This is a genomic window from Streptomyces sp. NPDC014656 (assembly GCF_043084305.1).
Classification (GTDB): Bacteria; Actinomycetota; Actinomycetes; order Streptomycetales; family Streptomycetaceae; genus Streptomyces.
The window spans coordinates 1-26,559 of sequence record NZ_JBIBZN010000027.1; the positions used below are offsets into that span (position 1 = coordinate 1).

Sequence of the window (26,559 nt, forward strand, 5' to 3'; positions counted from 1 at the left end):
GCGCCACCCACATCGACCTCTACGACAAGGACCAGCACGTCACCCCCGCCGCCAACAAGCTCAGCGACTTCTACACCACCCACCTCACCACCTGAGGAGTGAAGCCCGACGCGCCCCGGCCCACCTCCTGGGTGGCCGGGGCGCGTCGCGTTGTCAATCGACCCCCTCTAGTCACACTCTAAAACATAAAATATATTCCACATTATTGTTGAGGTCATCTTGCTGGAAGCGAGGCGCACATCGTGCAGTGCATCCCCCCGGTCGAAGCAGCGCTCGCCCGTCTGGTGACGGATCTGGAGTACGACTCCCTGCCGCCCGAGGCCCTTCAGGGGGCCCGCAGGCTCATGCAGGACCAGCTCGCCGTGCAGATCGGCTGCGCGAGCCTGCCGTGGAGCCGATCCGTGCGGGAACTGACCCTCGCGCGCCACGTCCCGGGCGTCTCGCACGTGGTCGTCACCGGCGACACCATGAGCGCGGCGGACGCGGCCTTCGTCAACGCCACCTTCGGGCACGGCTTCGAATACGACGACGCCCATCGCGCCAGCTCCAGCCACCCCGGCAGCTGCGTCGTCTCCACCGCCCTCGCCGTCGGCGAGGAGCTGGACGCGACGATGCGGGACGTGCTGCTCGGCATCGTCGCGGGCTACGAGGTCTACACCCGCATCGGCGTCCTCGCCGCCCCTCACCTCCTGGAGCGCGGGTTCCATCCGCACGCCGTCCTGTCGAACTTCGGCGCCGCCGCCGTGGTCGCCAAGATGCGCGGTTTCGACACCGAGCGCACCACGCACGCCCTCGCCATCGCCATGAGTCACTGCTCGGGCACCACCGAGTACACCTCCTCGGGCGGTTCCGTGAAGCGGGTACACGCGGGCATCGGGACGCGCAACGGCATCCGGGCGGCCGAGATGGCGGAGGCGGGCGTCACCGGACCCCTCGCGCACCTCACCGGATCCAAGGGCTTCTTCCCCACCTTCGTCGGCCAGCCGCTCGACGAGGAGAAGGCACTGGCCGCCTTCTCCCCGCGCGCCGCCTACGAGATCGAGCGGATCTGGATCAAGCCCTACTGCTGCTGCGGCATCAACCACGCCTACATCGACGGCGCACGACGACTGGCCGACCGCGCGGAGCTCATCGACAGCGTGGAACTGGGCATCCAGACCGGAGGCAACGTCATCGTCGGCACGCGCAACGTCAACGCGTACACGCCCGAGAGCATCGAGAACCTGCAGTACAGCCTGCCGTTCCAGTTCGCCCTCTCGCTCCTCGGGCTCGGCAACGGCTACGCCACGCACCGCGCCTACATGGACGGGGGACTCGACCTGTCGGAAGACGGGCGGGTGGCCGCGCTCGCCCGACGCGTCCGCATCACGCCCAAGCCGGAGCTCGACCGGACGCACCCCGGCAAATGGGTCGGGGACATCACCGTGACGTACCGCGACGGCACCCACGAGAGCCTCTTCGTCGACAGTCCTCTTGGTACCGCCGAGAACCCCCTACCTGGCGCCGACCTCGACGCCAAGTTCCGCGACCTCACCGTGATGGCCATGGGTGCCGGGCGGGCGGAGGAACTGCTCAAGGTCATCGCCGACGGAGATGACGCGATGCCCGCCGCGGACCTCGCCACCCTCCTGATCGTCTGACCACCACCGGACCACACCGGTCCTCCTCACCGAGCCGCTTCTGTTCAGGGACGAGACAGAGAAGAGAAGGTGCATGACCACCACACCGACCACCCACCCCGCCATGCCGGAGTTCGTCACGGGCGCCCACAAACTGCTCATCGGCGGGGAATGGGTCGAGCCCGCCTCGGGCCAGTGGATCGACGTCGTCAACCCGGCCACCGGCGGGACCCTCGGTTCCATCGCCCAGGGCGACTCCAGCGACATCGACCGCGCGGTCAAGGCCGCCAGGCGCGCCTTCGAGGGCGAGTGGAGCCGCTGGACGCCCCACCAGCGCCGCAAGCTCCTCCTGAAGGTGCACGACCTCGTACTGGACCACTTCGACGAACTCGCCCTCATCGAGACCCTCGACATGGGCGCGCCGCTCGCCAGGACGAAGGGCCTCGCCGAGTGGACCTCCCAGGTCCTCCAGTTCTTCGCCTCGCAGTGCGACGCCGGCGGTGCCGCGGCACCCCAGAACTCGCTGCCGGGTAACTTCCTGACCCTCAAACACCAGGCGCCCGTCGGTGTCGTCGGCGGCATCATCCCCTGGAACGGCCCGCTCATCGGCCTCTGGTGGATCTTCGGCCCGGCACTCGCCACCGGCTGTACCGCCGTCCTCAAGCCCGCCGAGGACGCCTCCCTCTCCGTGCTCCGCGTCGCCGAACTGCTCACCGAGGCCGGCGTGCCCGACGGCGTCGTCAACGTCGTCACCGGCTACGGTGCCGAAGCGGGGCAGGCCCTGGCCGAGCACATGGACGTCGACCGGATCGCCTTCACCGGCTCGGTTGGGACCGCGCGGGCGATCGTCCAGGCGTCCGCGGGCAACCTTAAGCGTCTCCAGCTGGAACTCGGCGGCAAGTCGCCCGACATCGTCTTCGCCGACGCCGACCTCGACAGGGCCGTGCCGGGCGCCGCGATGGGCGTCTACACCAACAGTGGGCAGGTGTGCGTCGCCGGCACCCGCATCCTCGTGCAGCGCTCGGTCCACGACGAGTTCGTGGCGCGCATGGGCGAGTTCGCGAAGTCCATCCGCGTCGGCGACGGCCTCGACCCGGACACCCAGCTCGGCCCCCTCGTCTCGCAGCGCCAGCTCGACCGGGTCATGCACTATATCGGTGTCGGGGATGAGGAGGCCAGACTGGCCGGTGGCGGCCGCCGGCTCGGCGGCGATCTCGCCGGCGGCTTCTTCGTCGAGCCCACGATCTTCGCGGGCGCCACGAACGACATGACGATCGCCCAGGAGGAGATCTTCGGCCCGGTGGCGTCCGTGATCCCCTTCGACGACATGGACGACGCACTGCGCATCGCCAACGACACGCCCTACGGACTTGCCGGCGGTGTTTGGACGCGCGACCTGGCTACGGCGCACAAGGTCTCGCGGGGGATCACCGCCGGCACGATCTGGGTCAACTGCTACGGAGTCCTCGATCCCGCCATCGGCTTCGGCGGGACGAAGATGAGCGGCTACGGCTGGAAGGGCGCCAAGGAGCACGTGGAGAGCTTCCTCTACCCCAAGGCCGTGTACATCAACCTCGATTGATCCAGCGGACGCGTGCCGTTTCGCGCGCACCTGCCGCCATCGCCGTTCACGGGCCGGAATCCCGTGAACGGCGATGGCGTCCCTGTGTCTTGCGCGGAAGCCCGCCTGCGTCAGCCGCGTCAGATCGTGTCGTCCTCGTCCAATGCGGCAGGGGTTGCCGACGGCCATGCGCGGGCGGCGGCTTCCAGGATGGAGCCGATCACCGCGGGATCCAGTCGCGACAGACCGTCGAACAGCCCGCTCGTGCGCAGGGCGATCACGCCTGCGAGGCAGGCGACCAGCGTCTCGGCCCCGGCGACGGGGTCGTCCGCGCCCGAGGCCGCCAGGTGCGTGGCGAGCGCCGACACGAGGTGGGTATGCATCTCCACCGCGGCGGAGGCCCGGACCTCCGGCGTGCTGCCCTGGGCGAGGAGCGCCTGGACGAGCGGGCCTGGAGTGCCCCGGAGGTCGGCGCGACGCAGTGCGTCCACGGTGTACGCGACGAGGTCGACGCCCTCGGGCGACGCGGCCGACTCGCGTCCGTCCTCGGCGACAGCGGAGCGGTAGAGCGCGGCCTTGTTGCCGAAGTAACGAGCGACCAGCGACCCGTCGACACCGGCCCTCTCACCGATGTCGCGCAGGGTCACCGCCGCGTATCCGTGCCGGCCGAAGAGCTCCCGGGCGGCACGGAGCAGCGCGGCGCGAGTGGCGTCGGCGTCGCGCTTCCTGCTGCGTGTGTGGTCTCTGGGCGCGTCCATGACTGTCCTTTCCCGCCTGGCCCGCGTCAGCGATCGGAGCCGCGGCGGATGACACCTGGGTCGGCGGGGGGAGTGAGGCGGAGGGCCGCTCCGCTGCCCCGGGACACGACCGGTGACACGTCCGCCGGGGAGGAGGTGCCCCGGCGGGGAGGGAGTACGACAGCCGCGGCGACCCCGAGGAGGGTCGTTCCCGCCGTCACCAGCAGAGCTGCCGTATAGCCGGTATCGCTGGGCAGGAGGCTTCCGGCCGGAGTGAAGACGACCATGATCGCCGATATCGCTGCGCTGCCGACGGCCCCGCCGATCGTGCGCAGCACCTGGTTGAAGCTGGTGGCGCTCCCGGTCTCGGACGGCGGGACGTGGCGGACGATGAGCAGAGGCATGACCGCGTAGGCGGCGCCCACCCCGGCGCCGAGCAGGAACGTGCCGAGGACGAGGACCGACATGTGGTCGCGCCACAGCGCGAGTGCGACCAGGTCGAGGGTGACGATGAGGGGGCCCAGGGGCAGAACGCGCAAGGGCCCACGGCGGGAGACCAGGGCGTTCGCGACGCGGTTCGCCACGACGCTTCCCACGGACATCGGGAGCAGCACGAGCCCCGTGGCGGTGAGGGAGAGGTGGAATCCGTATCCAGCGCCCTCGGGGACCTGTGTGTAGAGGTTGACGAGGGACAACACGCCGAACATGCCGACGCCGGTGAGCAGGGCCGTCACGTTCGCCGCCAGCACGGCGCGGTTGCGCATGAGACGTACGTCCACCAGGGGGTGCGCGGCACGACGGGCCTGGAGGAACCATACGAGCAGCAGCACCACGCCGCCGCCCAGACAGCCGAGCGTGGTGGCCGACCCCGCCCCCCAGACCATGCCCTGGCTCAGGGAGAGGAGCAGCAGGGCCAGCGCCGAGCAGAGCAGTACGGCACCGGCGAGGTCGAGCGGGTGGCGCGGTGTCGAGGACCCCGCGGGTACGGCCCATCGCACCACGAGCAGCGCGGAGGCGCTCAGCAGAGCCGCGAACCAGAACCCGGCACGGTAGTCCGCGTGCTGTGCGATCACGCCGGTCATCGGGTATCCGATGCCCGCGCCCACCGATGTGGTGACGGAGAGAGAGGCGATGCCGGAGCGCATCCGTCTCCGGGGGAGATGCTCCCGGGCGACGGCGATGGCCAGTGGCAGCAGACCCATGCCCATGCCCTGAAGGGCGCGACCTGCGAGCAGCAGAGGGAGGCCGGGTGCGGTCGCCGCGAGGACACTGCCGGCGAGGACGCCGAGCAGGGCCGCCTGGATGGCTCCGCGACGACGCGGCCCGTCGCCCAGGCGGCCGAGTACGGGGCCGGCGACCGCTCCGGCCAGCAGGGTGGCGGTCAGCACCCATTGGGCCGCGCTGAGCGACACGTGCTGTTCACGGGCGATGGTGGGGACCATCGGTGCCCCGAGCGTGCTGATGACGGAGACGGTCAGCGAGGTGAACATGAGCGAGGGCAGCAGGGCCCGGGGCCGACGGAGGGAGGGGGGTTCGGCCATGCTGCCGCTTCCTTTCGCGGGACTGTGATGTCACCAGTCCATGTCATCGGGTGATGACATATAATATGGAAAATATATTCCACGGGTCAAGTCGAGACCCCCGCCCAGTGGGGCGGGGGTCGATGCGGAACGGCTGGGCCGAGTCGTCCTACAGGTTGTCCTTGAAGAACGGCGTGATCTTCTCGAAGGCCTGGTCGACGGCGAACGGCTGGTCGTACAGGTCGTAGTGGCTCGCGCCCTCGACGACGAAGATGTTCTTGTTCTTGGAGGCCGCCTTGTCGAAGAGCTCGAAGCCGTCCCGGTAGGAGCCGAAGCCGCCCGGAACGCTGCCCACGATGATCTGGAGTGGTTGTGTGAGGAGCCGCTCGGCCAGGTGGAACGCGTCCCAGCCGACCGCGGCCGAGAGGCCGGAGAGCCGCAGCTTGTTCGGGGAGTTGGGGTTGGCCCCGCGGGGGGTCTTGTAGTAGTCGATCGCCTGCTCGATGTCGATGTCGGCGATGCCGGCGGACTCCCGCTCCTCCTGGCTGTTGGGGATGTAGGTCGTGATGACCGGGTCCGCCCCGCGCGCTTCGGCCGTCCGCTGCCTGCCGACGGCTTCGAGCATGCCGATCGCCGCACCGGCGCTGAGGTCGCCCTCGCGCATCAGCCGGCCGTAGTTGGCTCCGACGACGGTGACCAGTGCCTTGATGCGGTGCTCGGTCATGGTGGCGTTGGCGGCGTAGCCGCCTCCGCCGCAGACGCCGAGGCAGCCGATGCGGTTGTCGTCGACGTAGTCGAGGGTGACGAGGTAGTCCACGGCGCAGCGGAAGTCCTCCACGCGGGTGGCCGGGTCCTCGAGGTAGCGCGGTTCGCCTCCGCTCTCGCCCTGGTACGAGGCGTCGAAGGCGAGCGTGACGTAGCCCTGCTCGGTCAGGCGCTCGGCGTAGACGCTGCCGGCCGTCTGCTCCTTGCAGCTGCTGATCGGGTGGGCGCAGATGATCGCCGGATACTTCTTCGACGAGTCGAAGTCCTTGGGCAGCCGCAGATCCGCCGCGACGTCCCAGCTCCTGTTCTTGAACCGCACGTGCTCCATGACCTGCTCCTCACCGTGTGCGTCGCCTTGGCGGCAGCACCCTCTTGCGATCCGAAAACTTCCCATTTCGGACGATTCCACGGCATCGCTCAAGTATCCAGGGACAGAATCGGCCCCCCCGGCCCGAGTCGCGTGGGCCGGCGTATAAGGCGTAGTGACACGACAACCCGAGACACCGGAGCCGTACGCGGTGCAGGGGAGCGGCCGCGATCTCGATGCCTGTGGCACGTAGCGCCTCGGGTGCCCGAAGGGGAGCGTCAGAGCAGTGGGGGGAGGGACGGGCGGGGCCCAGGACAGGGACGGCCCTTCCTCCCGCATCCGGGCGATGGCAGCCTGCCTGCGGTGGTTCGTTCGAGGGACCTCATCCCCCGCAGGGCACGACGCGGCCCGCGGGGATGCCCCGGTCCGCGCGGTTGTGAAGCCTGCACTCGCCCACCCCCGCATTCCTTCGGCATTCAGGAGGCCGTCATGTCCCCCCACGCATCGTCATCCGCTCCCCGCCGCTGTCGAACGCTCGTCGTGGGCGGCTCCCTCGGCGGCCTGACGGCGGCTCTCGCCCTGGCGGCCGCCGGGTTGTCGTCCACCGTCCTGGAACGAACCGCCGGGCGGACACGGCGTGGTGTAGCGATTCTGGTGGCCGGTGCCCGGCTGCGGAGGGCGATCGGGCCGGCGGCACACCACGTGGTGGGGGAGGTGCTCGGACGGTCGTCCATGAGCCAGATGTCTCTGCCTCATGCCTGGTGGGACGTCTACAGCGCCCTGCGGCGGGCCGCCGAGGCCGATCCCCTGATCACCCTTGTGGAGCGGGCGCACGTGGCCGAGGTAGGCCAGGACAGCTCGTCGGCATGGGCGCGCACGGACTCCGGGGAGACCTGGACCGCCGACGTGCTGCTGGGCGCCGACGGGTACCGCAGTGTCGTGCGCCGCCATGTCGACACGGAGCGTCCGCACGCGGCGTACGCCGGATACGTGGTGTGGCTGGGGCAGTCCGAGCTGCCGTCGGCGCACCGCGGGCACGTCGGCGGTCCGGACTTCTTCTCGCACGAGAACGAGATGCTCGCCGTCTACCCGCTCATCGACAGCAGTGAGGAGGTCACCCGCTTCGGCTGGGGCTGGTTCGATCCGACGCGCAATGACCTCTTCCACCGGATCGGCGCCGTCGAGGACGGGCGCGTGGTCCGTACGCCGCGCGTCTCCGAGGTCCCGGAGGGCGTCTACCGGGAGATGGCGGACCGGGCCGGTGGAGCGTGGCACGAGCCGTGGCGTGACGCGGTCGTACGGGCCTTCCGCGAGCGGGAGGTGATCGCGACACCGATCGCCGAGTACCTCCCGCGGCGGGTCGTCGCCGGCCGGGTCGCGCTTCTCGGGGACGCCGCTCACGCCCAGACTCCGATGACGGGCGCGGGCTTCGAGGAGGCCGTGTCCGATGCGACTGCACTGGCGGAGATGCTCCCCGGGGCCGCTTCGCCCGTGACGGTGCTGGAGAGGTACGAGCTGTCGCGCCTGGCCGACATGAGACGCCGCGTGTCGGGGGGCCAGGCGTTCAGTCGGTCGTTCTCCGGCGTCTGAGCGGTGGCCCGCTGGGGGCTCGCCCTCGGCTGACCCCCCTGGCGAGAACTTTAAATAAGATATATTATTACGCCATCCATTGAGTCTCGCACCCGCGTGCGGTGGCTATCTAGACGCCTGGCAGGCATTCCGGTGAGTTCGACATCCGCGCGGTCACCGACGAGCCGGGGCGAGAGGGAGAAGGCGTCCATGGCAGTTGCTCCGTTCTCAGAGAAGTACTGGAGTGAGATCGAGGCCGTTTCCGCCGAGGAGGCGCGGGCGGTCCAGAACGAGCGGTTGCGCGAGCAGATCGCGCATCTGGCCGCGAACAGCGCTTTCTACCGGGAGAAGTTCTCCCTCCACGGCATCGACCCGACGAGGATCAGCTCCGTCGATGACTTGGCCGACATCCCCTTCACGGAGAAGCAGGAACTGCGCGACAGTCTCGCCGCGGTGCCGCCCCTGGGAGCCCATGCCGGCGTCGACAGCACCGAGATCGTGCAGATCCAGGCTTCTTCGGGGACCACCGGCAGCCCTTCGTACGTGGGGCTGACCGCCTCCGACATCGTCACCTGGTCGGAGCTCGGGGCGCGTGCCCTCTACGCGAACGGGTTCCGCCCCGGCGACCGGCTCCTGCACGCCTTCGGCATGAGCAAGGGCTTCGTCGGCGGGCTGCCCATCGTGCAGATCATGCAGTACATGGGCATCGTTGACATCCCCATCGGGGCGGAGGCCGGTGCGGAGAGGCTGCTGAGGGTCCAGGCGGACCAGCGGCCGAACGCCCTCATCGGCACCCCCCACTTCCTCGCCCACCTCGCCGAGCAGGCCCCGAAGATCGTCGGCCGCCCCGCCCGCGAGCTGGGCGTCCGTGCGATCAGCGTCGGCGGAGAGCCGGGCGGCGGTCTCCCGGCCGTACGGGAGAAGCTGGAAGCGCTGTGGGGCGCGACCTCGCGCGAGATGCTGGGCGGTACCGACATCGCCTGCACGTACTGGGGCGAGTGCGAAGCGGCCGACGGCATGCACTTCCTGTCGCCCGACCTCATGGTCGTCGAGCTGATCGACCCTGAGAGCGGTGCCCGGATCGAGCCGGTGGAAGGAGCCCAGGGCGAGCTCGTCTACACCGCGCTGCGGCGTCGGGCCTCGGCCCTGCTGCGCTTCCGCACCAGGGACTACGTCGTCGTCACCGGGACTGACTGCCCCTGTGGAAGGACCGGCTTCAAGGTCCGGTGCATCGGTCGCACCGACGACATGCTGATCGTGCGCGGGATCAATCTCTTTCCTTCGGCCGTCAAGCAGCTGGTCGCCGAGCTGGCGCCGGCGACGACCGGAGAGATGCGCATCCGCGTCGACTTCGAGGGTCACTCGACGCAGAGGCCGCTGCCCCTGGTCGTGGAACACGCCGCGGGTATGGGCCCGGCCGAGCAGGGCGCCCTGCGCTCCACCATCGAGCAGCGGGTCCGTTCCGCCCTCAACGTGAAGACGGTCGTCCAGCTCGTCCCGGACGGGACTCTGAAGCGACCCGACCACGTCAAGGTCTCGCTGATCGAGCGCGTCACGCCGTAACGCAGTCCACGGCGTCAGGGGCCGGTGGACACGGGAAAGACCGTGTCCACCGGCCCCTGACGCGTTCGGGGGAGGCCGACGGGACCGGGCGTACCTGGCGTGGCTCGAACGTCGAGAACTCCATGGATCCGGGAGGCGCCCCGGATCCATGGAGTTCTCGACGCCCTGCACGCCGGCCGGCGCTCAGGAGTGGGGTGGGGCCCCGCGGTCGTCCGACGGGCGGTCGAGCAGCTGGCCGAGGAAGGCGCGGGCCGCGGGCCCCGGGGTCCGCCCGTGAGGAGTGGCGATGTGGATCTTCCGGACCGCCCACGGCTCGTCGAGCTGCACCATGGCCACCCCGGGGGCCATCTCCTGGCTGACCAGGCACTCGGGTTGCACGGTGACGCCGAGCCCCGCCCGGACGAGACTGATCGCCACGCTCGCGCTCCGCACGGTGTACCCCGGCTCGAAGTCCTGCTCGAGCCGACGGGCGGCGGCACGGAAGGCCCCGAGCATCGAATTGACCGCGATCAGCTTCTCCGGCAGAAGATCCCGGAAGGTCACGCTGAGCTGATCGCTCAGCCAGTGGTCCTCACGTACCACCACGACCAGACGGTCGCGCCGATAGGGAGTGACGTCGACGCCGTCGAGGTCGAGCTCGTAGGCCGCCGCGAACACGCCGATGTCGGCCTGGCCGTGGGCGACCTGCTGGACGATGTCGGCGTTCTCGACATCGTGGACGGCCAGGTTCACGAGGGGGTACTCGCGGCTGTACTCGCCGATCTCCCGAGCGAGGAAGGGGACGAGGAGGGTGCGGGCCGACGCGATGGTGAGATCACCGCGCACGCCCTCGGTGAAGGAGGCGATCTCGGAACGCATGTCCTCGAGGCTGTCGAAGATCTGGCGCACGTAGCGTGCGAGCACCGCGCCGGCCGGGCTGGGCACGACCCCCTTGGGGCCGCGTTCGAGCAGCTGGATCCCGGCGATGTCCTCCAGGACCTGGATGCGCTTGGTGGCTGTGGACGCGGCGATGTTCTCGCGGATCGCCGCCCGGCCGATCTGCTGCTCCTCGATCGCGGAGAGGAAGAGTCGCAGCGTGAACAGATCGACCTGACGGATCAGGTGCAGTCGGTTGAAGGTTCCCATGTCGCCACCCAAGTGTTGCCACGCGTGCCTGGGCCGAAGGCCCCCGGTCCACCGACTGGGGCAGTGTCCGCAGGGGTCACCGACGGTCCTTGAGCACCCTTTCGATCCCGTCATTGTCAGCCCCGATGTCACGGGCCGCGTGCAGCGGCGGCGGGCGCTTTCCGTCGAAGGACAGAGGCAGGCCCACGAGACCCAACTCGTCGTCCTCCGGTGTGCCGATGATGCCGAGGGCGCGGGTCTGTTCGTGGGCGACGAGCTCCGCGGTCGTCTGGATCGGTGCCACCGGTATGCCCGCCGCCCGCAGCTTGTCCTGCCAGTGTGCCCGCGTCTCCCCGGACAGCCGCTCGCCGATCAGCCGGTCGATCTCGCGCCTGTTCCGCAGTCGGCCGGCGTTCGTGGCGAACCGGTCGTCGGTGGCCCACTCCGGCGCCCCGAGTGCCTCGCAGAGCCGGGCGAACAGGGCGTCGTTCGCGCAGCTCACGACGACGTCCCCGTCGGAGGTGGGGAAGGCCCGGTGCGGCACGATGAAGGCCACGCCCGAGCCGTGGCGACCGCCGGGTTCACCGTCCGCGCCGTGGTTCGCGATGCCGACGGACATCCAGGCGACGGCCGTCTCCAGAAGCGAGGCGTTCACGGTCGCGCCGGCGTGCTTGGTGCCGCGCCGGTGGAGGGCCGCCAGAACGCCGATGGCGGCCCACATCCCGGCACCGAAGTCGACGATGGAGACGCCGGCACGGACGGGGGAGCCGTCCTCCTCGCCGGTGATGCTCATGATCCCGGAGAACGCCTGCATCAGCGGGTCGTATCCGGGGAGTGTGTTCAGGGGCCCCCGGTGGCCGAACGCGCCGATCTCGCAGCAGATCAGTTCGGGCTTGGTCACCCGGAGGCTGTCGGAGTCCAGCCCGTACGAGGTCGCCGCACCGGGGCGGAGGTTGTGGACGAAGACGTCCGCCCGTTCGGCGATCAGCCGGTGCAGCGTGGTGAGCTGGTCGCGGTCCTTGATGTCGATGCTGATGCACCGCTTGCCCCGGTTGAGGGCGTGGAAGGCGGCCCCGCTGCCCTTCCACGTGCTCGGCCCCCACCCGCGCGCGGAGTCGCCCGTAGGCCGCTCCACCTTCCATACCTCGGCGCCGAGTTCGGCGAGGATCTTCCCGGTGAACGGCGCCGACGCGCTGTCGCTCAGCTCCACCACCACGACGCCCGACAAGGGCAGATCACGCAGCATGATGTCTCCTCTCCCCTTCTCAGCCGGCCGGCGGTGGCGCCGCGGCGCGCGCCGCACCGGAGCTCAGCAGGTCGTCGATCTCGGTCCCGCTGAAGCCGTACTCCGCGAGGACTTCCGCGGAGTGCTCGCCGAGCCGGGGTGCCGGGTGGCGCAGTTCCGGCGTGCTCTCGCTCCACCGCTGAGGGATGCCCAGCGCCCGCAGGAGCCCCTCGGTCGGGTGCTCCTCGTCGACGAAGAAGCCGACCTCCTTCATATGGGGGTCGTCGAGCAGCGTCTCCGGCGTGTTGACCTCGATGATCGGGATGTCCGCCTCGACCAGCAGGGCGACCCACTCGGCCGTCGTCCTGGCCGGAAAGGTCCCGGCCACGAACTCGTTGACCAGGGCGATGTTCTCGGTGCGGGCCTGCACGGTGGCGAACCTCGGATCGACGGCCCGCTCCGGGTGACCCGTGATCTCGCAGAACTTCCGCCAGTGCCGGTCGGTGTAGATGTTCGTCCCCACGTAGCCGTCGAGCGTGCGGTACGGGCGGCGGTCCGGGTTCATCATCCGCGCGTACCCCCAGTCCCCGATCGGAGGGGAGAAGGTATGCCCGTACAGGTGGTCACCCAGGACGAAGTGGGCGAACGTCTCGAACATCGGTACCTGCACCTCCTGACCGCGGCCGGTCCGCTCCCGCCGGTACAGAGCCATAGAGACGGCCGAGGTGGCGGCCATGCCGACCACCCGGTCCGCGATCGCCGTCGCCACGTAGTCGGGCGGGCCGGCCTTGCGGCTCTGCAGGACGGGCATGCCGACTGCGGCCTGGATCAGGTCGTCGTACGCGGGCCGGTCCGCGTACGGACCGTTCTGCCCGAAGCCGTGGACGCTGCAGTAGACGATTCCCGGGTTGACCTGCCGGGTGTCCTCGTACGACAGTCCCAGCCCGGCCATGGACTTGGGACGGAGGCTGGACAGCAGCACGTCCGCGGAGCGGATCATCCGCTTCAGCGCGGCGCCGCCGCCCTCGCTCTTCAGATCGAGGACGAGGCTGCGCTTGTTCCGGTTGAGGTGGAGGAAGATCGCGCTCATGCCGGGATTCCGGCGGGGGCCGATGCCGCGGGTCGTGTCGCCCTCGGGCGACTCGACCTTCGTGACGTCGGCGCCCATGTCCGCGAGCAGCAGCGTCGCGTACGGTCCCATGAAGTTCGACGACAGGTCGAGGATCCGCACGCCGTCGAGAGGGCCGGTCATCTCATGCCTCCTGTCCGGGTGTCGCCCGCGTGAACACGGGCAGCACCTGTGCGCCGCGCCGGACGAAGCGCACCGACACCTCCATGCCGATCTCGACGGCGCCCGGCGGCTCGTCGATCTGCGTGAAGAGGAAGTAGCCCTCGTCCAGGCGGACGAAGCCCACGCTGTACGGCGCGATGCCGGCCCAGACTGGGGTCGGTCCGCGCATGATCGTGCTGTGCGAGTAGACGGTGCCGTGCCCGGCGGACCGCACCCAGTCCAGCGACGCCGACCCGCAGTGCGTGCAGAAGGAGTGTGCCGGCCAGACGGCCTGCTCGCAGTCGCCGCAGCGCTGGAACGTCAGCCGCTCGTCCGCCAGAGCCTCCCAGTAGGGTTCGGCGTCCAGCAGGCGGTACGGCTGGGGCCAGTCGTTCGTGTTGCTCGTCTCGCTCATCGGGTGCTCCCCATCGCGTGTCAGGTCGAGGAGGACAGCAGCATGACGCTGCCCGCCGCCAGCATGCCGCCCGCGCCCTGTACCAGCGCCGTCCGTGGACGACGCGCCGGCGCGAGCCCGAGGGGACGGCCGCGCAGCTGGCGGACCGCCTCGACCAGGCTGTCCATGTTGCAGGAGATCCCCGGCTGGCCGAACGACAGCCAGCCGCCGTTCGTGTCCGTGGGCAGGTCCCCGTCGATGCCGGTGCGCCCCTCGCGGTAGACGTCGATGCCGTGGCCCTTCTTCGCGAAGCCGAGGTCCTCCATGACGATGGGGCCCATGTGCGCGAAGTTGACCGAGATCTGCGTCATGTCGATGTCGGAGGGGCCGAGGCCGGACCTCGTGTACGCCTGGCGAGCGGCCTCCGCCGTCGCCGTGTGCGTCAGGTTGGGGAACGCGCCGAGGCCCGGGAAGCGGCACTCGCGCATGTTCATGCGGTCGCCCAGGTATTCGTGGGTCGTAGCGGATCCGTAGCCGAGGACGTACACGGGATCGAGCGCGTCCTTCGCGCGCTCGGGGGAGGTGACGACCAGCGCGCCGCCGGTTCCGCCGCCCCAGGTGGAGCACATCCACCGGCGCAGCGGGGTGGCGACGTACGGCGAGGCGAGCACCGTGGCACGGTCGATCTCGCCGTGCTTGCGCTTGGCCGCATGGGGGTGGTGGGCCCCCCAGCGCTGGTTGGCCACGGCCACGTCCGCGAGGTCCTCCTCGGTGAGGCCGTACTCGTGGAAGTAGCGGTGCGCCGCCTGGGCGTACAGCGCGGGGATGGTCGGGCCGTACGGGACCTCGAACTGGGGGTCGGCGTCGGCCTCCGCACCCATCGCCACCGCGTCGACGAAGAGCTGGGTCGCGTCGCTCTGCAGGCAGAGTACGTACTCCGCGGCGCCGGCCGCGATCATCTGGGACGCGACGGCGATCGTAGACGTCAGGCCGGCGCCGTGCATGGTGAGCTCGCTCGTCAGGGTCACCGGCATCTGCATGTGGGAGATGAAGATGTTGCTCCACTGCGACCGCTTGTCCGCCCAGGGGGAGCGGCCGGTGAACACGGCGTCCACCTGGTCCTTGCGGATGCCGGCGTCGGCGAGCGCCCGGTGGGTCGCCTCGGCGGCGAGCTGCAACGGGTCCTTGCGGTCGTCGAGCGAGGCGTAGGAGTCGCCCATGCCGATGACGGCGGCGACGGGTGCGGGTGACATCGGGCTGACCTCAGGCCTTCTTGCGTGGCTTCTCGGTGGGAATCGACGCCGAGACCAGGGCATCGAGGTCCTTCCGCCTGCGCAGCATGAGCAGGCTCCACTCGGACTTCTGGCAGACGTCGCCGTGCTGGTTCAGCGCCTTCATCAGGAAGGTGATGACGCCGTACTTCTCGTCCTTCTCCTTCTTGCCGACGACCTCGCAGGTCACGTAGATCGTGTCGTCGATGTGCACCGGGGTGAGGTAGCGCAGGTTGTCGATGCCGTAGTTGGCCTGGATCGACGGGCCGAAGGTGATCAGGCCGGTCATGATCGAGTACGTCAGGGAGCCCTGGACCAGCCGCTCGCCGAAGCGGGTCTGGGCCGCGTAGTGGACGTTCGAGTGGATCTCGATCCAGTTGCCGGTCAGCGCGCAGTAGTTGACGACGTCGGTCTCGGTGATCGTCCGGCCGCCCGAACGGAAGACGCGGCCGACCTCGATCTCGTCGAACGGCATGTCGATGCGGTTGTCGATGACGGTCATGGGGGAGTCCTTCCGGGCGTCTCAGACGCCGGTGGTCAGGCGCATGGACTTGGCGATGATGGTGCGCTGGATCTGCGAGGTGCCGCCGCCGATGGTGGACTGGACGCTCTCCCGCAGGTAGCGCTCCATGTCGGCCTCGGGGAGATTGGCGTAGCCGCCGAGGATCTGCATGCCGTCGAGGGCGCACTGCTTGAGCGTCTCCGAGCCGTAGAGCTTGGCCATCGACGTCTCGCGGGCGGCGGGCAGGCCCTGTGCCTTCATCTGGGCGGCGCGGTAGCAGAGCAGGCGGGCCGCGTCGACGCGGGTCTGGTTCTCCGCGAGCATGTGCTTGAGCACCTGGAACTCGTAGATGGGCCGGCCGAACTGGATGCGCTCCTGGGCGTAGCGGTTGGCCGCGTTGACGGCCTCCTGCGCGTTGCCGGTGTAGGCCGCGGCGACGGCGCAGCGCTCCAGTTCCAGGTGGTCGGTGATGATCTTCCAGCCCTGCCCGACCTCGCCGAGGAGGTTCTCGGCGGGGACGCGGACCTCGTCGAGGAAGATCTCGGTGGTGCCGGTGGCGTGCCTCGACAGGGTCGGCAGCTTGCGGATGTCCAGGCCCGGGGTGCCGTTCGGGATGAGCAGGACCGAGAGACCGCCGTGCTTGTCCTCGTTGTCCGTGCGGACCAGCATCGCGATGACGGTGTCGTCGGCGGCGGCGCCGCTGCACCACAGTTTGGATCCGTTGACGATCCAGTCGCCGTTCTCGTCGCGGCGCGCGTGGGTCTTGGTGTTCGACGCGTCGGAGCCGGCCTCGGGCTCCGAGATGGAGACGGAGAAGCGGATCCTGCCCTCGATGAACGGCCGGACGTACTTCGCCTTCTGATCGGCGTTCCCGAACTTGATGATGTTCATCGCGGTGAACGTCGGAACGAGCACCGAGCAGGCGAAGTCGAAGCCGAACTTGCCGAGGCCCTCGGCCATCAGCGAGTAGTCGAAGATGTCACCACCCGAACCGCCCTCCTCCTCGGGGATGAGGATGCCGAGCCACCCCTGGTCCGCGATCTTGCGGTAGGCCTCGTACGGGTACAGGCGCTCCGTGTCGCACTTGCGGACGTATTCGACGGTGATTTCCTTGTCCATGAAATCGTTGACCGTCTTCAGCCAGGAGATCTGGGACTCGTCGAGGAAATTTGAAGCCATGTGTGGACCACTCCAGAAAATGATGATCAGTGAATTCCTGCGGTCGCTCACACGTTAGGAGAGCGGTGCAGGTGATCCAAGTGGAAAGTTTCGAATCCACGATTCGCGCCGGTCGAATCGACGGGGCGGTCCGAATCGGCCCGGCGGAGCACGGCGGCACGGGGCCGGCGTGCTCCGCCGCACTAGACGATCGCGCCCGCCGAGCGCAGGGCGGTCAGGTCCGCGGCCGAGAGGCCCCAGTCGGCGAGGACCGCGTCGGTGTCCTGGCCGGGGTGCGGGGGTGGGCACTGGATCGCGCCGGGGGTCCGGCTGAAGCGCGGCGCCGGCGCCGGCTGGACGACGCCCGCCACCTCGACGAACGTGCCCCGTTCCCGGAGGTGGGGGTGGTGCGGTGCCTCGGCCATCGACAGGACGGGGGCGAAGCAGACCTCCTGTCTCGCGGCCAGCTCCGTCCACTCGTCGCGGGTGCGGGTGCGGACCGCCCCGGCCAGGGTGGCGCGCATCTCCGGCCAGCGGGACCGGTCGTGCTGGTCCGGGACCTCGTCCTCGGAGAGGCCGAGGACTCGCAGCGTGTTGCGCCAGAACCGCGCCTCGTTGGAGCCGATGCTGAGCCAGCGTCCGTCCGCGGTCTCGTACACGTCGTACCAGGGCGCTCCGGAATCGAGCCGGTTGGTGCCCCGCTCGTCGCTCCAGTAGCCGGCGGCGCGGAGCCCGTAGAAGAGGGTCATCAGGGAGGCGGATCCGTCCACCATGGCGGCGTCGACCACCTGCCCCCGTCCGGAGCCGCGTGATTCCAGGAGCGCCGACAGCACGCCGAGCGCGAGATAGAGGGAGCCTCCGCCCAGGTCGCCGGCGAGATTGAGGGGGATGGTCGGCGGTCCGCCCGCCGGGCCGATGGAGTGCAGCACGCCGGTGAGCGCGACGTAGTTGACGTCGTGGCCGGGATCGTGGGCCAGCGGTCCCTCCTGACCCCAACCGGTCATGCGTCCGTAGACGAGGGCGGGATTAACGGCGAGGCAGTCCTCGGGTCCGAGACCCAGTTTCTCCGCGACACCGGGTCGGAATCCCTCCACCAGGACGTCGGCGGCGCGTACCAGCCCGAGAACGGCCTCGACCGCCTCGCGCTTCTTCAGGTCGAGTCCCGCGCTGCGTCGTCCCCGGTTCAGCAGATTGAATCGGGGGTCGACCGGTGCGCCTCCGTCGTATCCTGCGGGGCGGTCGATTCGAATGATGTCCGCGCCCATGTCGGAGAGAAGCATGCAGCAGAACGGAACAGGTCCGACGCCTCCCAGCTCGATGATTTTCACACCCGCAAGCGGGCCACTGGCTCGGCTTTTCATAGGTGTCCTCCCTGGCTTTCCGCGGAGCGTATCTCCGGCTCGAACGGCGGGCCAATACCCGATTGATTGCAAAGTTTCGAAGTGCCGATTCGAAGATTTCGCATCGGATGGGGCGGCCGGGCAACAGCGAAGGGTGGCACTCGGGAATCTCCCTCGTGCCACCCCTGGCGCACCGTGCCCCTCCACGGGGAGGGGCGGGAGTCAGACCGCGCAGCCGCGCAGGGTCTGGCCGCCGTCGACGACGATCTGGGTTCCGGTCATGTAGGAGGCGAGGCCGGACGCGAGGAAGAGGACGACCCGGGCGATGTCGTCCGGTACCGCGATCCGCCCCTTTGGGATCCGCTTCTCCAGCTCCACGATGGCGGCCTCGTCGAGAAGGGGCGCGAGGCCCGGCGTACGGACGCCGCCGGGGCAGACGTTGTTCACCGAGATGCCGTGGGGGGCGAGCTCCAGGGCCATGGTCTTGATCAGCCCCGCCACGGCGTGCTTCGAGGCGCCGTAGTGCGCGAGGCCGAGCATGGACGGGTTCACTCCCTCGACGGAGTTCACGTTCACGATCCTGCCGCCGCCGCCCTGGGCGATCATCTGCCGGGCCGCTGCCTGCGAACAGAGCATCACACCCAGGAGATTGACGTCCAGCGTGCGCCGTGCGAGGCCCAGGCCCGTGTCCAGGAAGGCCGAGCCCTGGTAGATGCCGGCGTTGTTCACCATGATGTCGAGGGCGCCGAAGGCGTCGACGGCGGCGCGGACCATCGCCTCGGCGTCCTCCGCCTTGCTGACGTCCGCGGCGATCGTGCGGACGCGCGTGGGGTCGGAGAGTTCCAGCGCGGCCTCGTCTGCGGCGGCCTCGGCGATGTCCGCGATGACGACGTTGGCGCCGGCTTCGTGGAGGCGGCGGACGATGCCGAGGCCGATGCCCATGGCCCCGCCGGTGATGAGGGCGGTCTTGCCGCTCAGGTCCAGCAGTTCGCCGATGGGCAGGGACTCGGGGGAGGGGGTTTCAGTCATACCTCACTCATATCATGCACAAAATATTCTGCACACCCATGGCGTGCGCGGTACCCGACGTGGCAGGATCGCGGCGCGGTCGGCCCGTAGAAAGCCGGCCCATAGCGCCCCCGGTTGCCGGGTGGCCCGCGATCGCATTCCAGGCCGGACTCCCATGGGATCCCCGCCTTATCGATGCGCACGTGCACGGTGCGCATTTCCCTTCCCGGCCCCGTATTCGGAGGAATCCATGCCGAGGTACACCTATGTCGTGCTGACCAATCCCGTCGACGAAAAGGAAGAGGAATTCAACGACTGGTACACGAACACGCACGTGCACGATGCGCTGAGGGTGCCCGGGTTCGTTTCCGCGCAGCGGTTCGAGCTGGCCCCCGCGCAGCGCGCCGCGACTCCCTACCCCTGGCGCTACCTCGCGATCTACGAGCTGGAGACCGAGAACCTGCAGGAGTCGGTCGACGCCCTCGCCGCGCGGTACGACACGCCGGAGATGGTCATCAGCGAGGCGCTCCACCCGGAGCGGCTCGGACTCCTCTTCGAGGCCATGGGGCCCCGACTCGAGGTGAAGGTCTGATCGCCAGCCGGTCCTCCGCCTGAGTGCCGTTCCGGAGATGCGGGCGGCGTCAGCTCTGCCGGCCGCATCTCGCCGCTCTTTCCTACCGGCGCACGGAAATCCGCTCGTACCGCGTTCCCCCGCGCACGACCGGCCTTCCGGCGCCGTCCACTGCCGCGGTACTCGGGGGCCGACCGCCCCCCCCGAGCGACGCATCTGTCCCCGCAACCCGTGTCGTCCTGGCCCGGTTCCGTCCGTGCTCCGTCCGAATCCCCCTGAGATCCGCTCCGGAACGAGGAGAACATGAGTATCCCGGAAAGCCACCAGAGCGTCACCGAGAGGGCGTCGAAGGCGCCCGCGCAGCGAGGTCGCATCCTCTTCGCCACCGTTGCCGCGCAGTCGATCGAGTACTACGACTTCCTCATCTACGGCACCGCCGCGTCGCTGGTTCTCAACGACCTCTTCTTCCCTTCGGGGAACCCGCTGCTGAGCAACCTCGCCACCTTCGCCACCTTCGCGGTCGGCTTCGCCGGACGGCCCATCGGCGCGGCGATCTTCGGGCACTTCGGTGACAAGCTCGGCCGCAAGCCCGCTCTCCTCGCGGCGATGGTCCTGATGGCGGTGTCCTCGACGCTCATCGGACTCCTGCCCACATACGGAGCCATCGGCGTGGGAGCGCCCGTCCTCCTCGTGATCCTGCGCATCGCCCAAGGGATATCGGTGGGCGGCCACTTCGGCGGAGCCACCCTGCTGGCCCTGGAGAGCGCACCGCCGAACCGCCGAGGGCTCTTCGGGGCCCTGCCCCAACTCGGTGTGGTCGTCGGCATGGTCGCCGGCACGCTGGTCTTCCTGCTCGTCAGCAACGTGACTACGGAGAGCCAGTTCGCGGCCTGGGGGTGGCGTGTCCCGTTCCTCCTCAGCGTGCTGATGTTCCCCCTCGCCTACTTCGTGCACCGGCACGTCGAGGACACCCCGGAGTTCCGCGACGCGGACCGTCGGAGTGCGGACAAGCAGCGTTCCGCACCCGGCTCGTCCGTGCTGCAGGTACTGCGCCGCCCCCGACAGATCCTGCTGGTCGCATGCGTCTTCCTCCCCGCCGGCATCAACTTCTACGTGATCGTCACCGGGGTGCTCCACCACGCGACCCACGACCTGGAGATCTCACAGAACGCCATGCTCGCCGCGCTCATGCTGTCGATGCTCGCGTTCGCGGTCGGCACCGTCGGCTTCGCGTGGCTCTCCGACATCCTCGGCCGTCGCAAGGTCTACGCCGCGGGTGCTGCCTTCGCCGGGGTGTGGGCCTTCCTCCTCTTCCCGCTCGTGGAGACGCGGAGCTTCCTCCTCATCGTGGTGGCCGCGTCCGTCGGACAGCTCGGCGTGGGCGCCATGTTCGGTCCAGGCACCGCGCTCTTCGCCGAGGCGTTCCCGCCGAAGATCCGCTTCGCCGGCTCCTCCATCGGCAACCAGCTGGCCAACATCGTCGGTGCGGGGCTGGCCCCCTTCGTGATGGTCGGCCTTCTGGCCGCGACGCACACCTCGGTGTCCGTGTCGGCCTACATGGCCGCGGCCTCCGTCGTCAGCCTGATCGCGCTCGCGGCCGTCAGGATCCCGAAGGACGATACCGACGAGCCGGTGACATCGGGGTAGCAGCACCGCATGCGCGCAGTGGGGCCCGGCCTGCCGACCGGGCCCCACTGCCTTGTCCAGATCGCCGCACGCAGGGAGTGGACGGGCGGCGACCTGACATCAGACCCCGAGCGAGTCGTGGTAGCGGAAGTCGATGTCCCCGTCGAGCATGTCCGCGAGCTCGGCGACCACGCCCGTCTCGGTGCGCCACGCGAGGTAGTCCTCGAAGTTCTTCCGGGAGTCCCACTTCTCCATGAAGACGACCGTGTTCGGGGCGTCCTGGTCGCGGACGACCTCCACGCTCACGTTCCCCTCGAAGGCACGCGTGCCCGGCAGCTGCTCGACGAACCAGCTGCGCAGGTCGTCGAAGCGTCCGTCCTGGACGGTCATCTTGAAGATCACATGGCAGGTCATGTGTGGTTTCTCCTCGTGCGGTGCGTCGCGTCGGGGTTCAGGTCGGTGCGAAGGCCCGATCGGGCGAGTTCGGCTACTTCCGTTCGTGGATGTGGGGAACGGGGTGCGGCACCCGCTGTCCGGCCGGAGTGGAGGGGAGGTTGTCGAGGTCGCCCGCGACGATCTCGACGAGGTAGCCGTCGGGGTCGGCGGCCATGACGATGCTGACCGTGCCGAAGTCGATCGGCTCGATGGCCAGTTCGTAGCCGGCCCGGCGGACCGCCTCGGCGGCGGCCTGGACGTCATCGACCTGGAACACGATCGGCGTCCACCCGGGCACGGAGGGAGCGGGCATGACGTCGCCGTGCAGGAGGACGAGGGGCCGGGCCCCGCTCGCGTCCTCGAGGACGATCTCCTCGACGTCGGGACCGCCGAATTCAAGGCGGACCGCTTCCCGCAGGCCGAAGAGTCCCGTGTAGAAGGCCAAAGACCGTTCGAGGTCGCTCACCACGAGTTTGAAGTTGACGACGCGCGCATTCACCATCTGCGTCTCCAGATTCCTTCGAAGAGTTCGGAAGGGTTGGGATTCTCCGTCAGTCAGAAGGTAGTTCTCATATGGATCGCGGTGTGTCCAGAGAATTGGACACACCGTTGTGCGGAGCGCTCTTCTCAGGGGGATGTAGTTGTTCTGGACAGGGAGGTCGGAGGTTTTTCCGCCCCTTCTCGCTGTTCGATGGGCGGGTTGATGGAGTGGACGTGGCCGCCCGGGCCCGGGCATACGCGCTTCTCCACCACCCACCTCACCAAGTGAGTGTCGACGCCCGGGGAGGTGCTGTGCACCGGGCGGTTACTTGCCCCAGAGCTTCCTGTACTGCTCGGGGTAGTTCTTCACGATGCTCGGGAACGCGTTTCCCTGCGGCGCCTCGGGGACGTTGTTCAGGCTCTTCGACCAGAGCATCGGACGCGGGTACATCACGTCGTGCTTCAGCGCGCTCTCCTGCTGCCCCGTGAAGATGCGGGCCAGCGCGTCGACGACACGCCATCCCATCTCGCCCTGGTCGAGCGGGGCCGAGGCCGTCAGCGCGCCGTTGGCCAGCGCCGGGATGCTCGCCGGCGCGGTCCCCAGGGAGTAGGTCCTGGGCAGCGTGGCTCCGGCGGCCTGCGCGGCACTGAACAGATTGATCCCCATCGCGTCGTAACTTACGAACATGGCCTTCATGTCGGGAGAGGCGCGAGTGAAGTTGGCCATCGCCGTGCCCGCGGTCGTACCAAGCGAGGACACCGGGATGCTCGCCTCGACGATCTCGCAGGAGGGGCAGCGGGTCTCGATCTCCTTCTTGTACGCCTCGGTGTACTCGGAGATGATCCGGTACCCCGGGAGGCCGACGATGCCGACGATGCCGGGTTCGCCCATGTCGGCGAGGGTTTTGTCGGCGATGGCGACGGCCAGGTCGTTCAGCGCGTCGAGGCCGGCGATCTGGATGACGAGGGGACCACCGGAAGGGTCCGGGCCGTTGTTCGAGACGACGGGTATGCCCTTGGCCTTCAGCTTCGCGAGCTGGCCGGCGATCGGCGCGGTTTCCGTCGCGCTGATGACGACCGCGTCGGGCTCCAGCTGGATCGCCTGGTCGAGAGCCTGCTGGAGCAGCTGGGGGGTGGGCTCCTTGGGCTGGATGAATTTCAGCTCCCAGTCCAGCTCCTTGACCGCCTCGGACATGGCCTCGTGGGCGATGATCGTGCCGATGCCTCCCGGCCCGGCCCCGATCATGACGATCCGCTTGCCGCCGGGGATCGGCTTGCCGACGGGCTGTGTGATGCCGATGGACGTGGGAGGCTCGGCGAAGGCACGGACCCGCGACGTCGCGAACTTGATGCCCTCGACGTCGGCGGGGGTGGCAGGCTTGTTCCTCGCGCCGCCGTTATCGCCGCAGGCCGCCAGGAGGAGGCAGAGGGAGACAGCGGACGCCGTCGCGACGATGGGCCGCGTCGCCCGGCTGCTTCTGATCGACTTCATGGGCTCGGTGCTCCTTGGGGGTGGGGGACAGGTGGTCGCACTACTGGAGGAAGCCGTCTAGGCAGCCGGTACGGCGTTCTGGGGACTTCGCTGCTGACGTGCCTTCGCACGGATCCAGGAGCGGGCGCGGATGACCTGCTCGAGGTTGGACATGCCGAGGGCGAGCAGCAGAACGACGCCGCTGAACATGCTCTGGGCCCATGGCTCGCCGCCGATGAGATAGATGCCGTTGGTGCCGGTCGCGATGAGCAGCACGGCGACGACCGTTCCCCAGGCGTTGAACCGGCCGCTGAACTGCGTAGCCCCGAGGAAGGCCGCGGCGTACGCGTCTAGGAGGTACGGCGGCCCGATGTTCGGGCTGCCGGACTGGACGGACGAGGCGAGCAGGACCCCGGCGACACCGACGGTGGCACCGGTCACGATCAGCCCGGCGAACCTGAGCCGCCTTACCCGGATGCCCACCAGTTCCGACGCGCGCTCGCTGAAGCCGAGCGCGTACACGCGGCGGCCCGTGACGGTGTACGTCTGGAAGAACCAGATGAACAGGGACATGGCCAGCATCATGAAGAGCGGGACGTACAGACCGAGGACGCCGGTCGTCGCCAGCTTGCTGAAGGGGCCGACGAGCGGACCGCCGGTGATCGTCTGTTGGGAGAGCATCGAGCCGACGGTGGCGAACAGGGCCCCCGTGGCGAGCGTGCCGATGAAGGAGTCGATGCGGGCACCGACCACCACGAGCCCGTTCACGACCCCCATCGCGAGCCCGGCGAGCAGGGTGACTGTGATCGCCGGCAGCATGCCCCAACCGCAGGAGACCATCAGCCAGGCGACGAGCAGGTTGGCCAGCCCCATGGCGTTGCCGATGGAGAGGTCGAAGGTGCGGGAGGCGAGCGGTACGACGAGCGCCAGCGCCATCAGGCCCGGAACGGCCATCCCGTTGAGCACGGACCGGAGTGTGGTCGTCGTGGGAAAGGTGTCGGGGGCCCACAAGGAGAAGAGGACGACCAGCGCGAGCCAGACGTAGACGACTCCGACACGGGTGAAGCTCAGTCGCCGCAGCCAAGACGCGCGGGTGCGAACCGGATCCGTTCCTTCGACCGTCGCGTGGTCAGTTCTGCTCATCGTGTGCACCTTCGATTGCGTAGACAAGGGCGGGCTTCGTCATCCGGGATCCGCTGAACTCCCCGGCGAGGCGGCCGTCGCGGAGCGCGAGAACGCGGTCGCAGCAGGCCAGGAGGTCTTCGACGTCGGAGGAGGCCATGACGATCGACAGCCCGTCGTTCGCCCGGCGGCGGAGCTCGGCGTAGAGCTTCCGGCGGGCGCCGATGTCGATGCCCGCGGTCGGCTCGGAGACCACGAGGACACGGGGGCCCACCGACAGGGAACGGGCCAGTACGGCCTTCTGCTGGTTCCCGCCGCTCAGAGTGGTGATCGGGCGCGCCGCGTAGGCGGCTTTCGCGTGCACGGACGCCAGCCACTCGTGGGCGAAACGGCGCTCGGCCAGGGGCGTCACGACCCCCCGGGAGCGGATCGACGGGAGGGCGCCGAGCGCGACGTTCTCCGTCGTGGTGAAGCCGTCGACGATGCCCTCGGTGGCGCGGTCGGCCGGCACGAACACGATGCCGAGTTCCCGTGCACGGAGGATCGACAGCTTCCCGGCGTCGGTTCCCCGGACGGTGACGGTCCCGGTGACGCCTTCGGTCCGGGCGCCGGCGAGGACGTACGGAAGCTCTTCACGCCCCGAGCCGAGCAGTCCCGCGACCCCGACGATCTCGCCTGCGCCGACGCGCAGGTCGAGTCCGCGGAGGTAGCGCCCCTGGAGGTTCCGTACCTCGAGTGTGAGGCCTTCTTCACCGGCTCTTCGCGTGGGGGCCGACGGCGCCGTGGAACCCGTCGTGTCCCGCGTGGCCGGAACCTCCTCGTCGCCGACGATGACGTCGACGAGGCGCTCCAGCGTGACGTCGGAGAGGGAGCCGTTCCAGACCTTCCTACCGTCGCGCAGCACCGTGGCGTGGTCGGCGATGGCCATGACTTCGTCGAGGCGGTGGGAGACGAGGACGACTCCGGCGCCCGCGGCGCTGATCTCGCGGATCAGCGCGAACAGCCGGTCGACTTCGTGAGCCGCGAGAGCGGCCGTGGGTTCGTCGAGAACGAGGACGCCGTTCGTGCCGTCCCAGTCCGCGAGGGCACGTACGATCGCCACCACGGCACGTTCCGGCGGTGAGGCCTCCGACAACGGCAGCCTGGGGTCGAGGGTGAAGCCGAACCGCGCCAGCAGCTCGCGGGACCGCTGTGCCTGCTTCCGCCAGGAGATGAGCCCGGACCTTCCGCGCCGATACCCGGCCGCGAGGCCGATGTTGTCGATCGCGCCGAGCTCGGGGACGATCCCGAGGTCCTGGTGGACGAATCTCAGCCTGTTCCTCCGCGCGTCCGCCGCATCCCCCGGAGTGAGCGGTACTCCGAACACGGTGGACGTCGCGCCCGGGTCAGGGGCGTGCACGCCGGCGAGACATTTGATCAGTGTCGACTTGCCGCACCCGTTCTGTCCGAGCAGGGCGTGGACCGAGCCCGCCTGGACCTCCAGATCCACCCCGGAAAGGGCTTGGACACCTGGAAACGTCTTGGAGAAGTTCGTCAGGGAAAGTGCGGTCCCGGGAGTGGGGAGTTTTCCTGAGCCGGGCTGGGCCTCGGCTTCTTGCATGTGCATTCTGCCCATGGGGTGTTTCGCTTCCTGGGGCGGCGGCCGCTCCGGGCCGTACGACGCATCCTGAAATGAGTCGTATAAAATATATTGAACGGTAGTAGACGGGTGTGCTGTGCGGCGAGTCAAGAGTCGGCGAGGTAACTTTTCCGACCGCGCTCTCGGTCGCGTCGGGCATGCGGCGGCTTCCCGCAGTCGCTATGGGGGTGTGCAGGCGCGTCGGCGCTCGGGGTGGCCGGCTCGTGACTGAGGAACCATGCCACGGCACTTTTCGACCCCGGAAGTGCGTGTGGAGAAGTGTCCAAAATCTTGGACACTCGCCGCGCCGCCCGAAGGTGGCG

The 26,559-nt window shown here is 69.1% G+C and carries 23 protein-coding genes; 6 read left to right on the forward strand and 17 right to left on the reverse strand.

All coding sequences use genetic code 11. The features are described from left to right. The first annotated feature begins 242 nt into the window (after nt 1–242). Both ACF1ED_RS36010 and ACF1ED_RS36015 read left to right on the forward strand, forming a co-directional pair. Nucleotides 243–1,640 carry an MmgE/PrpD family protein gene (locus ACF1ED_RS36010; protein ID WP_391767578.1) on the forward strand — a complete coding sequence of 466 codons (1,398 nt, stop codon included), beginning with the start codon at nt 243–245 and terminating at the stop codon, nt 1,638–1,640. Nucleotides 1,641–1,713: 73 nt separating this feature from the next. Next, nucleotides 1,714–3,201: an aldehyde dehydrogenase family protein gene (locus ACF1ED_RS36015; RefSeq protein WP_391767579.1), complete on the forward strand. Its 1,488-nt coding sequence runs from the start codon at nt 1,714–1,716 to the stop codon at nt 3,199–3,201. A 119-nt stretch (nt 3,202–3,320) separates the two neighbouring features. Here the strand turns inward: ACF1ED_RS36015 and ACF1ED_RS36020 are convergent, their stop codons facing one another. The 3 genes from ACF1ED_RS36020 to ACF1ED_RS36030 form a co-directional block, all read right to left on the reverse strand. Then, nucleotides 3,321–3,938 carry a helix-turn-helix domain-containing protein gene (locus ACF1ED_RS36020; protein WP_391767580.1) on the reverse strand — a complete coding sequence of 206 codons (618 nt, stop codon included), beginning with the start codon at nt 3,936–3,938 and terminating at the stop codon, nt 3,321–3,323. Nucleotides 3,939–3,964: 26 nt separating this feature from the next. Then, nucleotides 3,965–5,458, reverse strand: a complete 1,494-nt coding sequence (locus ACF1ED_RS36025; RefSeq protein ID WP_391767581.1) for an MFS transporter — start codon at nt 5,456–5,458, stop codon at nt 3,965–3,967. Nucleotides 5,459–5,606: 148 nt separating this feature from the next. Then, entirely contained in the window at nt 5,607–6,530 is a 924-nt protein-coding gene (locus tag ACF1ED_RS36030) for an alpha/beta hydrolase (protein ID WP_391767582.1), read from the reverse strand. Nucleotides 6,531–7,241: 711 nt separating this feature from the next. On the opposite strand from ACF1ED_RS36030, the gene ACF1ED_RS36035 reads away from it, so the two are divergent. Both ACF1ED_RS36035 and ACF1ED_RS36040 read left to right on the forward strand, forming a co-directional pair. After that, on the forward strand, nt 7,242–8,099 hold the full coding sequence (locus ACF1ED_RS36035) for an FAD-dependent monooxygenase (protein WP_391767583.1): 858 nt from the start codon (nt 7,242–7,244) through the stop codon (nt 8,097–8,099). Nucleotides 8,100–8,288: 189 nt separating this feature from the next. Beyond that, entirely contained in the window at nt 8,289–9,641 is a 1,353-nt protein-coding gene (locus ACF1ED_RS36040; RefSeq protein WP_391767584.1) for a phenylacetate--CoA ligase family protein, read from the forward strand. A gap of 183 nt (nt 9,642–9,824) precedes the next feature. Here ACF1ED_RS36040 and ACF1ED_RS36045 read toward each other — a convergent pair whose 3' ends face one another. From ACF1ED_RS36045 to ACF1ED_RS36085, 9 genes are all read right to left on the reverse strand, one after another. After that, the gene (locus ACF1ED_RS36045) at nt 9,825–10,766 is read right to left on the reverse strand and encodes a LysR family transcriptional regulator (protein ID WP_391767585.1); all 942 of its coding nucleotides are present in this window, start codon (nt 10,764–10,766) and stop codon (nt 9,825–9,827) included. A gap of 76 nt (nt 10,767–10,842) precedes the next feature. Continuing rightward, nucleotides 10,843–11,991 (reverse strand): CaiB/BaiF CoA transferase family protein, encoded by a 1,149-nt coding sequence (locus ACF1ED_RS36050; RefSeq protein WP_391767586.1) that lies wholly within the window; start codon nt 11,989–11,991, stop codon nt 10,843–10,845. 19 nt (nt 11,992–12,010) lie between these two features. Then, entirely contained in the window at nt 12,011–13,222 is a 1,212-nt protein-coding gene (locus ACF1ED_RS36055) for a CaiB/BaiF CoA transferase family protein (protein WP_391767587.1), read from the reverse strand. A 1-nt stretch (nt 13,223) separates the two neighbouring features. Further along, complete coding sequence (locus ACF1ED_RS36060) at nt 13,224–13,655, reverse strand: Zn-ribbon domain-containing OB-fold protein (protein ID WP_391767588.1); 432 nt, start codon at nt 13,653–13,655, stop codon at nt 13,224–13,226. A 20-nt stretch (nt 13,656–13,675) separates the two neighbouring features. After that, nucleotides 13,676–14,887 (reverse strand): thiolase family protein, encoded by a 1,212-nt coding sequence (locus ACF1ED_RS36065; RefSeq protein WP_382809664.1) that lies wholly within the window; start codon nt 14,885–14,887, stop codon nt 13,676–13,678. 10 nt (nt 14,888–14,897) lie between these two features. Next, on the reverse strand, nt 14,898–15,407 hold the full coding sequence (locus ACF1ED_RS36070; protein ID WP_391767589.1) for a MaoC/PaaZ C-terminal domain-containing protein: 510 nt from the start codon (nt 15,405–15,407) through the stop codon (nt 14,898–14,900). Nucleotides 15,408–15,428: 21 nt separating this feature from the next. Beyond that, nucleotides 15,429–16,586 carry an acyl-CoA dehydrogenase family protein gene (locus tag ACF1ED_RS36075; protein WP_391767590.1) on the reverse strand — a complete coding sequence of 386 codons (1,158 nt, stop codon included), beginning with the start codon at nt 16,584–16,586 and terminating at the stop codon, nt 15,429–15,431. A 182-nt stretch (nt 16,587–16,768) separates the two neighbouring features. Then, a complete protein-coding gene (locus tag ACF1ED_RS36080) occupies nt 16,769–17,926 on the reverse strand; it encodes a CaiB/BaiF CoA transferase family protein (protein ID WP_391767591.1) in 1,158 nt (385 codons plus the stop codon). 201 nt (nt 17,927–18,127) lie between these two features. After that, on the reverse strand, nt 18,128–18,934 hold the full coding sequence (locus ACF1ED_RS36085; RefSeq protein ID WP_391767592.1) for an SDR family NAD(P)-dependent oxidoreductase: 807 nt from the start codon (nt 18,932–18,934) through the stop codon (nt 18,128–18,130). A 250-nt stretch (nt 18,935–19,184) separates the two neighbouring features. Here ACF1ED_RS36085 and ACF1ED_RS36090 point away from each other — a divergent pair, with 250 nt between their 5' ends. Further along, nucleotides 19,185–19,505 (forward strand): hypothetical protein, encoded by a 321-nt coding sequence (locus ACF1ED_RS36090; RefSeq protein ID WP_391767593.1) that lies wholly within the window; start codon nt 19,185–19,187, stop codon nt 19,503–19,505. A gap of 282 nt (nt 19,506–19,787) precedes the next feature. Continuing rightward, a complete protein-coding gene (locus ACF1ED_RS36095) occupies nt 19,788–21,131 on the forward strand; it encodes an MFS transporter (RefSeq protein ID WP_391767594.1) in 1,344 nt (447 codons plus the stop codon). A gap of 99 nt (nt 21,132–21,230) precedes the next feature. On the opposite strand, the gene ACF1ED_RS36100 is transcribed toward ACF1ED_RS36095, so the two are convergent. The 5 genes from ACF1ED_RS36100 to ACF1ED_RS36120 form a co-directional block, all read right to left on the reverse strand. After that, the gene (locus tag ACF1ED_RS36100) at nt 21,231–21,524 is read right to left on the reverse strand and encodes a putative quinol monooxygenase (protein ID WP_386738170.1); all 294 of its coding nucleotides are present in this window, start codon (nt 21,522–21,524) and stop codon (nt 21,231–21,233) included. A gap of 73 nt (nt 21,525–21,597) precedes the next feature. Further along, the gene (locus ACF1ED_RS36105; RefSeq protein ID WP_391767595.1) at nt 21,598–22,047 is read right to left on the reverse strand and encodes a VOC family protein; all 450 of its coding nucleotides are present in this window, start codon (nt 22,045–22,047) and stop codon (nt 21,598–21,600) included. Between the two features lie 303 nt (nt 22,048–22,350). After that, nucleotides 22,351–23,517 (reverse strand): sugar ABC transporter substrate-binding protein, encoded by a 1,167-nt coding sequence (locus tag ACF1ED_RS36110; RefSeq protein ID WP_391767596.1) that lies wholly within the window; start codon nt 23,515–23,517, stop codon nt 22,351–22,353. Between the two features lie 57 nt (nt 23,518–23,574). Further along, on the reverse strand, nt 23,575–24,639 hold the full coding sequence (locus tag ACF1ED_RS36115; RefSeq protein ID WP_391767597.1) for an ABC transporter permease: 1,065 nt from the start codon (nt 24,637–24,639) through the stop codon (nt 23,575–23,577). Beyond that, nucleotides 24,626–26,347: a sugar ABC transporter ATP-binding protein gene (locus ACF1ED_RS36120; RefSeq protein WP_391767598.1), complete on the reverse strand. Its 1,722-nt coding sequence runs from the start codon at nt 26,345–26,347 to the stop codon at nt 24,626–24,628. The genes ACF1ED_RS36115 and ACF1ED_RS36120 overlap by 14 nt, the downstream gene beginning before the upstream one ends. Between the last annotated feature and the right edge of the window lie 212 nt (nt 26,348–26,559).

Excerpts from the sequence above, each read along its gene's own strand:
- ACF1ED_RS36015 (WP_391767579.1), top strand. The coding sequence starts at position 1,714 with ATGACCACCACACCGACCACCCACCCCGCCATGCCGGAGTTCGTCACG.
- ACF1ED_RS36020 (WP_391767580.1), bottom strand. The coding sequence starts at position 3,938 with ATGGACGCGCCCAGAGACCACACACGCAGCAGGAAGCGCGACGCCGAC.
- ACF1ED_RS36025 (WP_391767581.1), bottom strand. The coding sequence starts at position 5,458 with ATGGCCGAACCCCCCTCCCTCCGTCGGCCCCGGGCCCTGCTGCCCTCG.
- ACF1ED_RS36030 (WP_391767582.1), bottom strand. The coding sequence starts at position 6,530 with ATGGAGCACGTGCGGTTCAAGAACAGGAGCTGGGACGTCGCGGCGGAT.
- ACF1ED_RS36035 (WP_391767583.1), top strand. The coding sequence starts at position 7,242 with ATGAGCCAGATGTCTCTGCCTCATGCCTGGTGGGACGTCTACAGCGCC.
- ACF1ED_RS36040 (WP_391767584.1), top strand. The coding sequence starts at position 8,289 with ATGGCAGTTGCTCCGTTCTCAGAGAAGTACTGGAGTGAGATCGAGGCC.
- ACF1ED_RS36045 (WP_391767585.1), bottom strand. The coding sequence starts at position 10,766 with ATGGGAACCTTCAACCGACTGCACCTGATCCGTCAGGTCGATCTGTTC.
- ACF1ED_RS36050 (WP_391767586.1), bottom strand. The coding sequence starts at position 11,991 with ATGCTGCGTGATCTGCCCTTGTCGGGCGTCGTGGTGGTGGAGCTGAGC.
- ACF1ED_RS36055 (WP_391767587.1), bottom strand. The coding sequence starts at position 13,222 with ATGACCGGCCCTCTCGACGGCGTGCGGATCCTCGACCTGTCGTCGAAC.
- ACF1ED_RS36060 (WP_391767588.1), bottom strand. The coding sequence starts at position 13,655 with ATGAGCGAGACGAGCAACACGAACGACTGGCCCCAGCCGTACCGCCTG.
- ACF1ED_RS36065 (WP_382809664.1), bottom strand. The coding sequence starts at position 14,887 with ATGTCACCCGCACCCGTCGCCGCCGTCATCGGCATGGGCGACTCCTAC.
- ACF1ED_RS36070 (WP_391767589.1), bottom strand. The coding sequence starts at position 15,407 with ATGACCGTCATCGACAACCGCATCGACATGCCGTTCGACGAGATCGAG.
- ACF1ED_RS36075 (WP_391767590.1), bottom strand. The coding sequence starts at position 16,586 with ATGGCTTCAAATTTCCTCGACGAGTCCCAGATCTCCTGGCTGAAGACG.
- ACF1ED_RS36080 (WP_391767591.1), bottom strand. The coding sequence starts at position 17,926 with ATGAAAAGCCGAGCCAGTGGCCCGCTTGCGGGTGTGAAAATCATCGAG.
- ACF1ED_RS36085 (WP_391767592.1), bottom strand. The coding sequence starts at position 18,934 with ATGACTGAAACCCCCTCCCCCGAGTCCCTGCCCATCGGCGAACTGCTG.
- ACF1ED_RS36095 (WP_391767594.1), top strand. The coding sequence starts at position 19,788 with ATGAGTATCCCGGAAAGCCACCAGAGCGTCACCGAGAGGGCGTCGAAG.
- ACF1ED_RS36100 (WP_386738170.1), bottom strand. The coding sequence starts at position 21,524 with ATGACCTGCCATGTGATCTTCAAGATGACCGTCCAGGACGGACGCTTC.
- ACF1ED_RS36105 (WP_391767595.1), bottom strand. The coding sequence starts at position 22,047 with ATGGTGAATGCGCGCGTCGTCAACTTCAAACTCGTGGTGAGCGACCTC.
- ACF1ED_RS36110 (WP_391767596.1), bottom strand. The coding sequence starts at position 23,517 with ATGAAGTCGATCAGAAGCAGCCGGGCGACGCGGCCCATCGTCGCGACG.
- ACF1ED_RS36115 (WP_391767597.1), bottom strand. The coding sequence starts at position 24,639 with ATGAGCAGAACTGACCACGCGACGGTCGAAGGAACGGATCCGGTTCGC.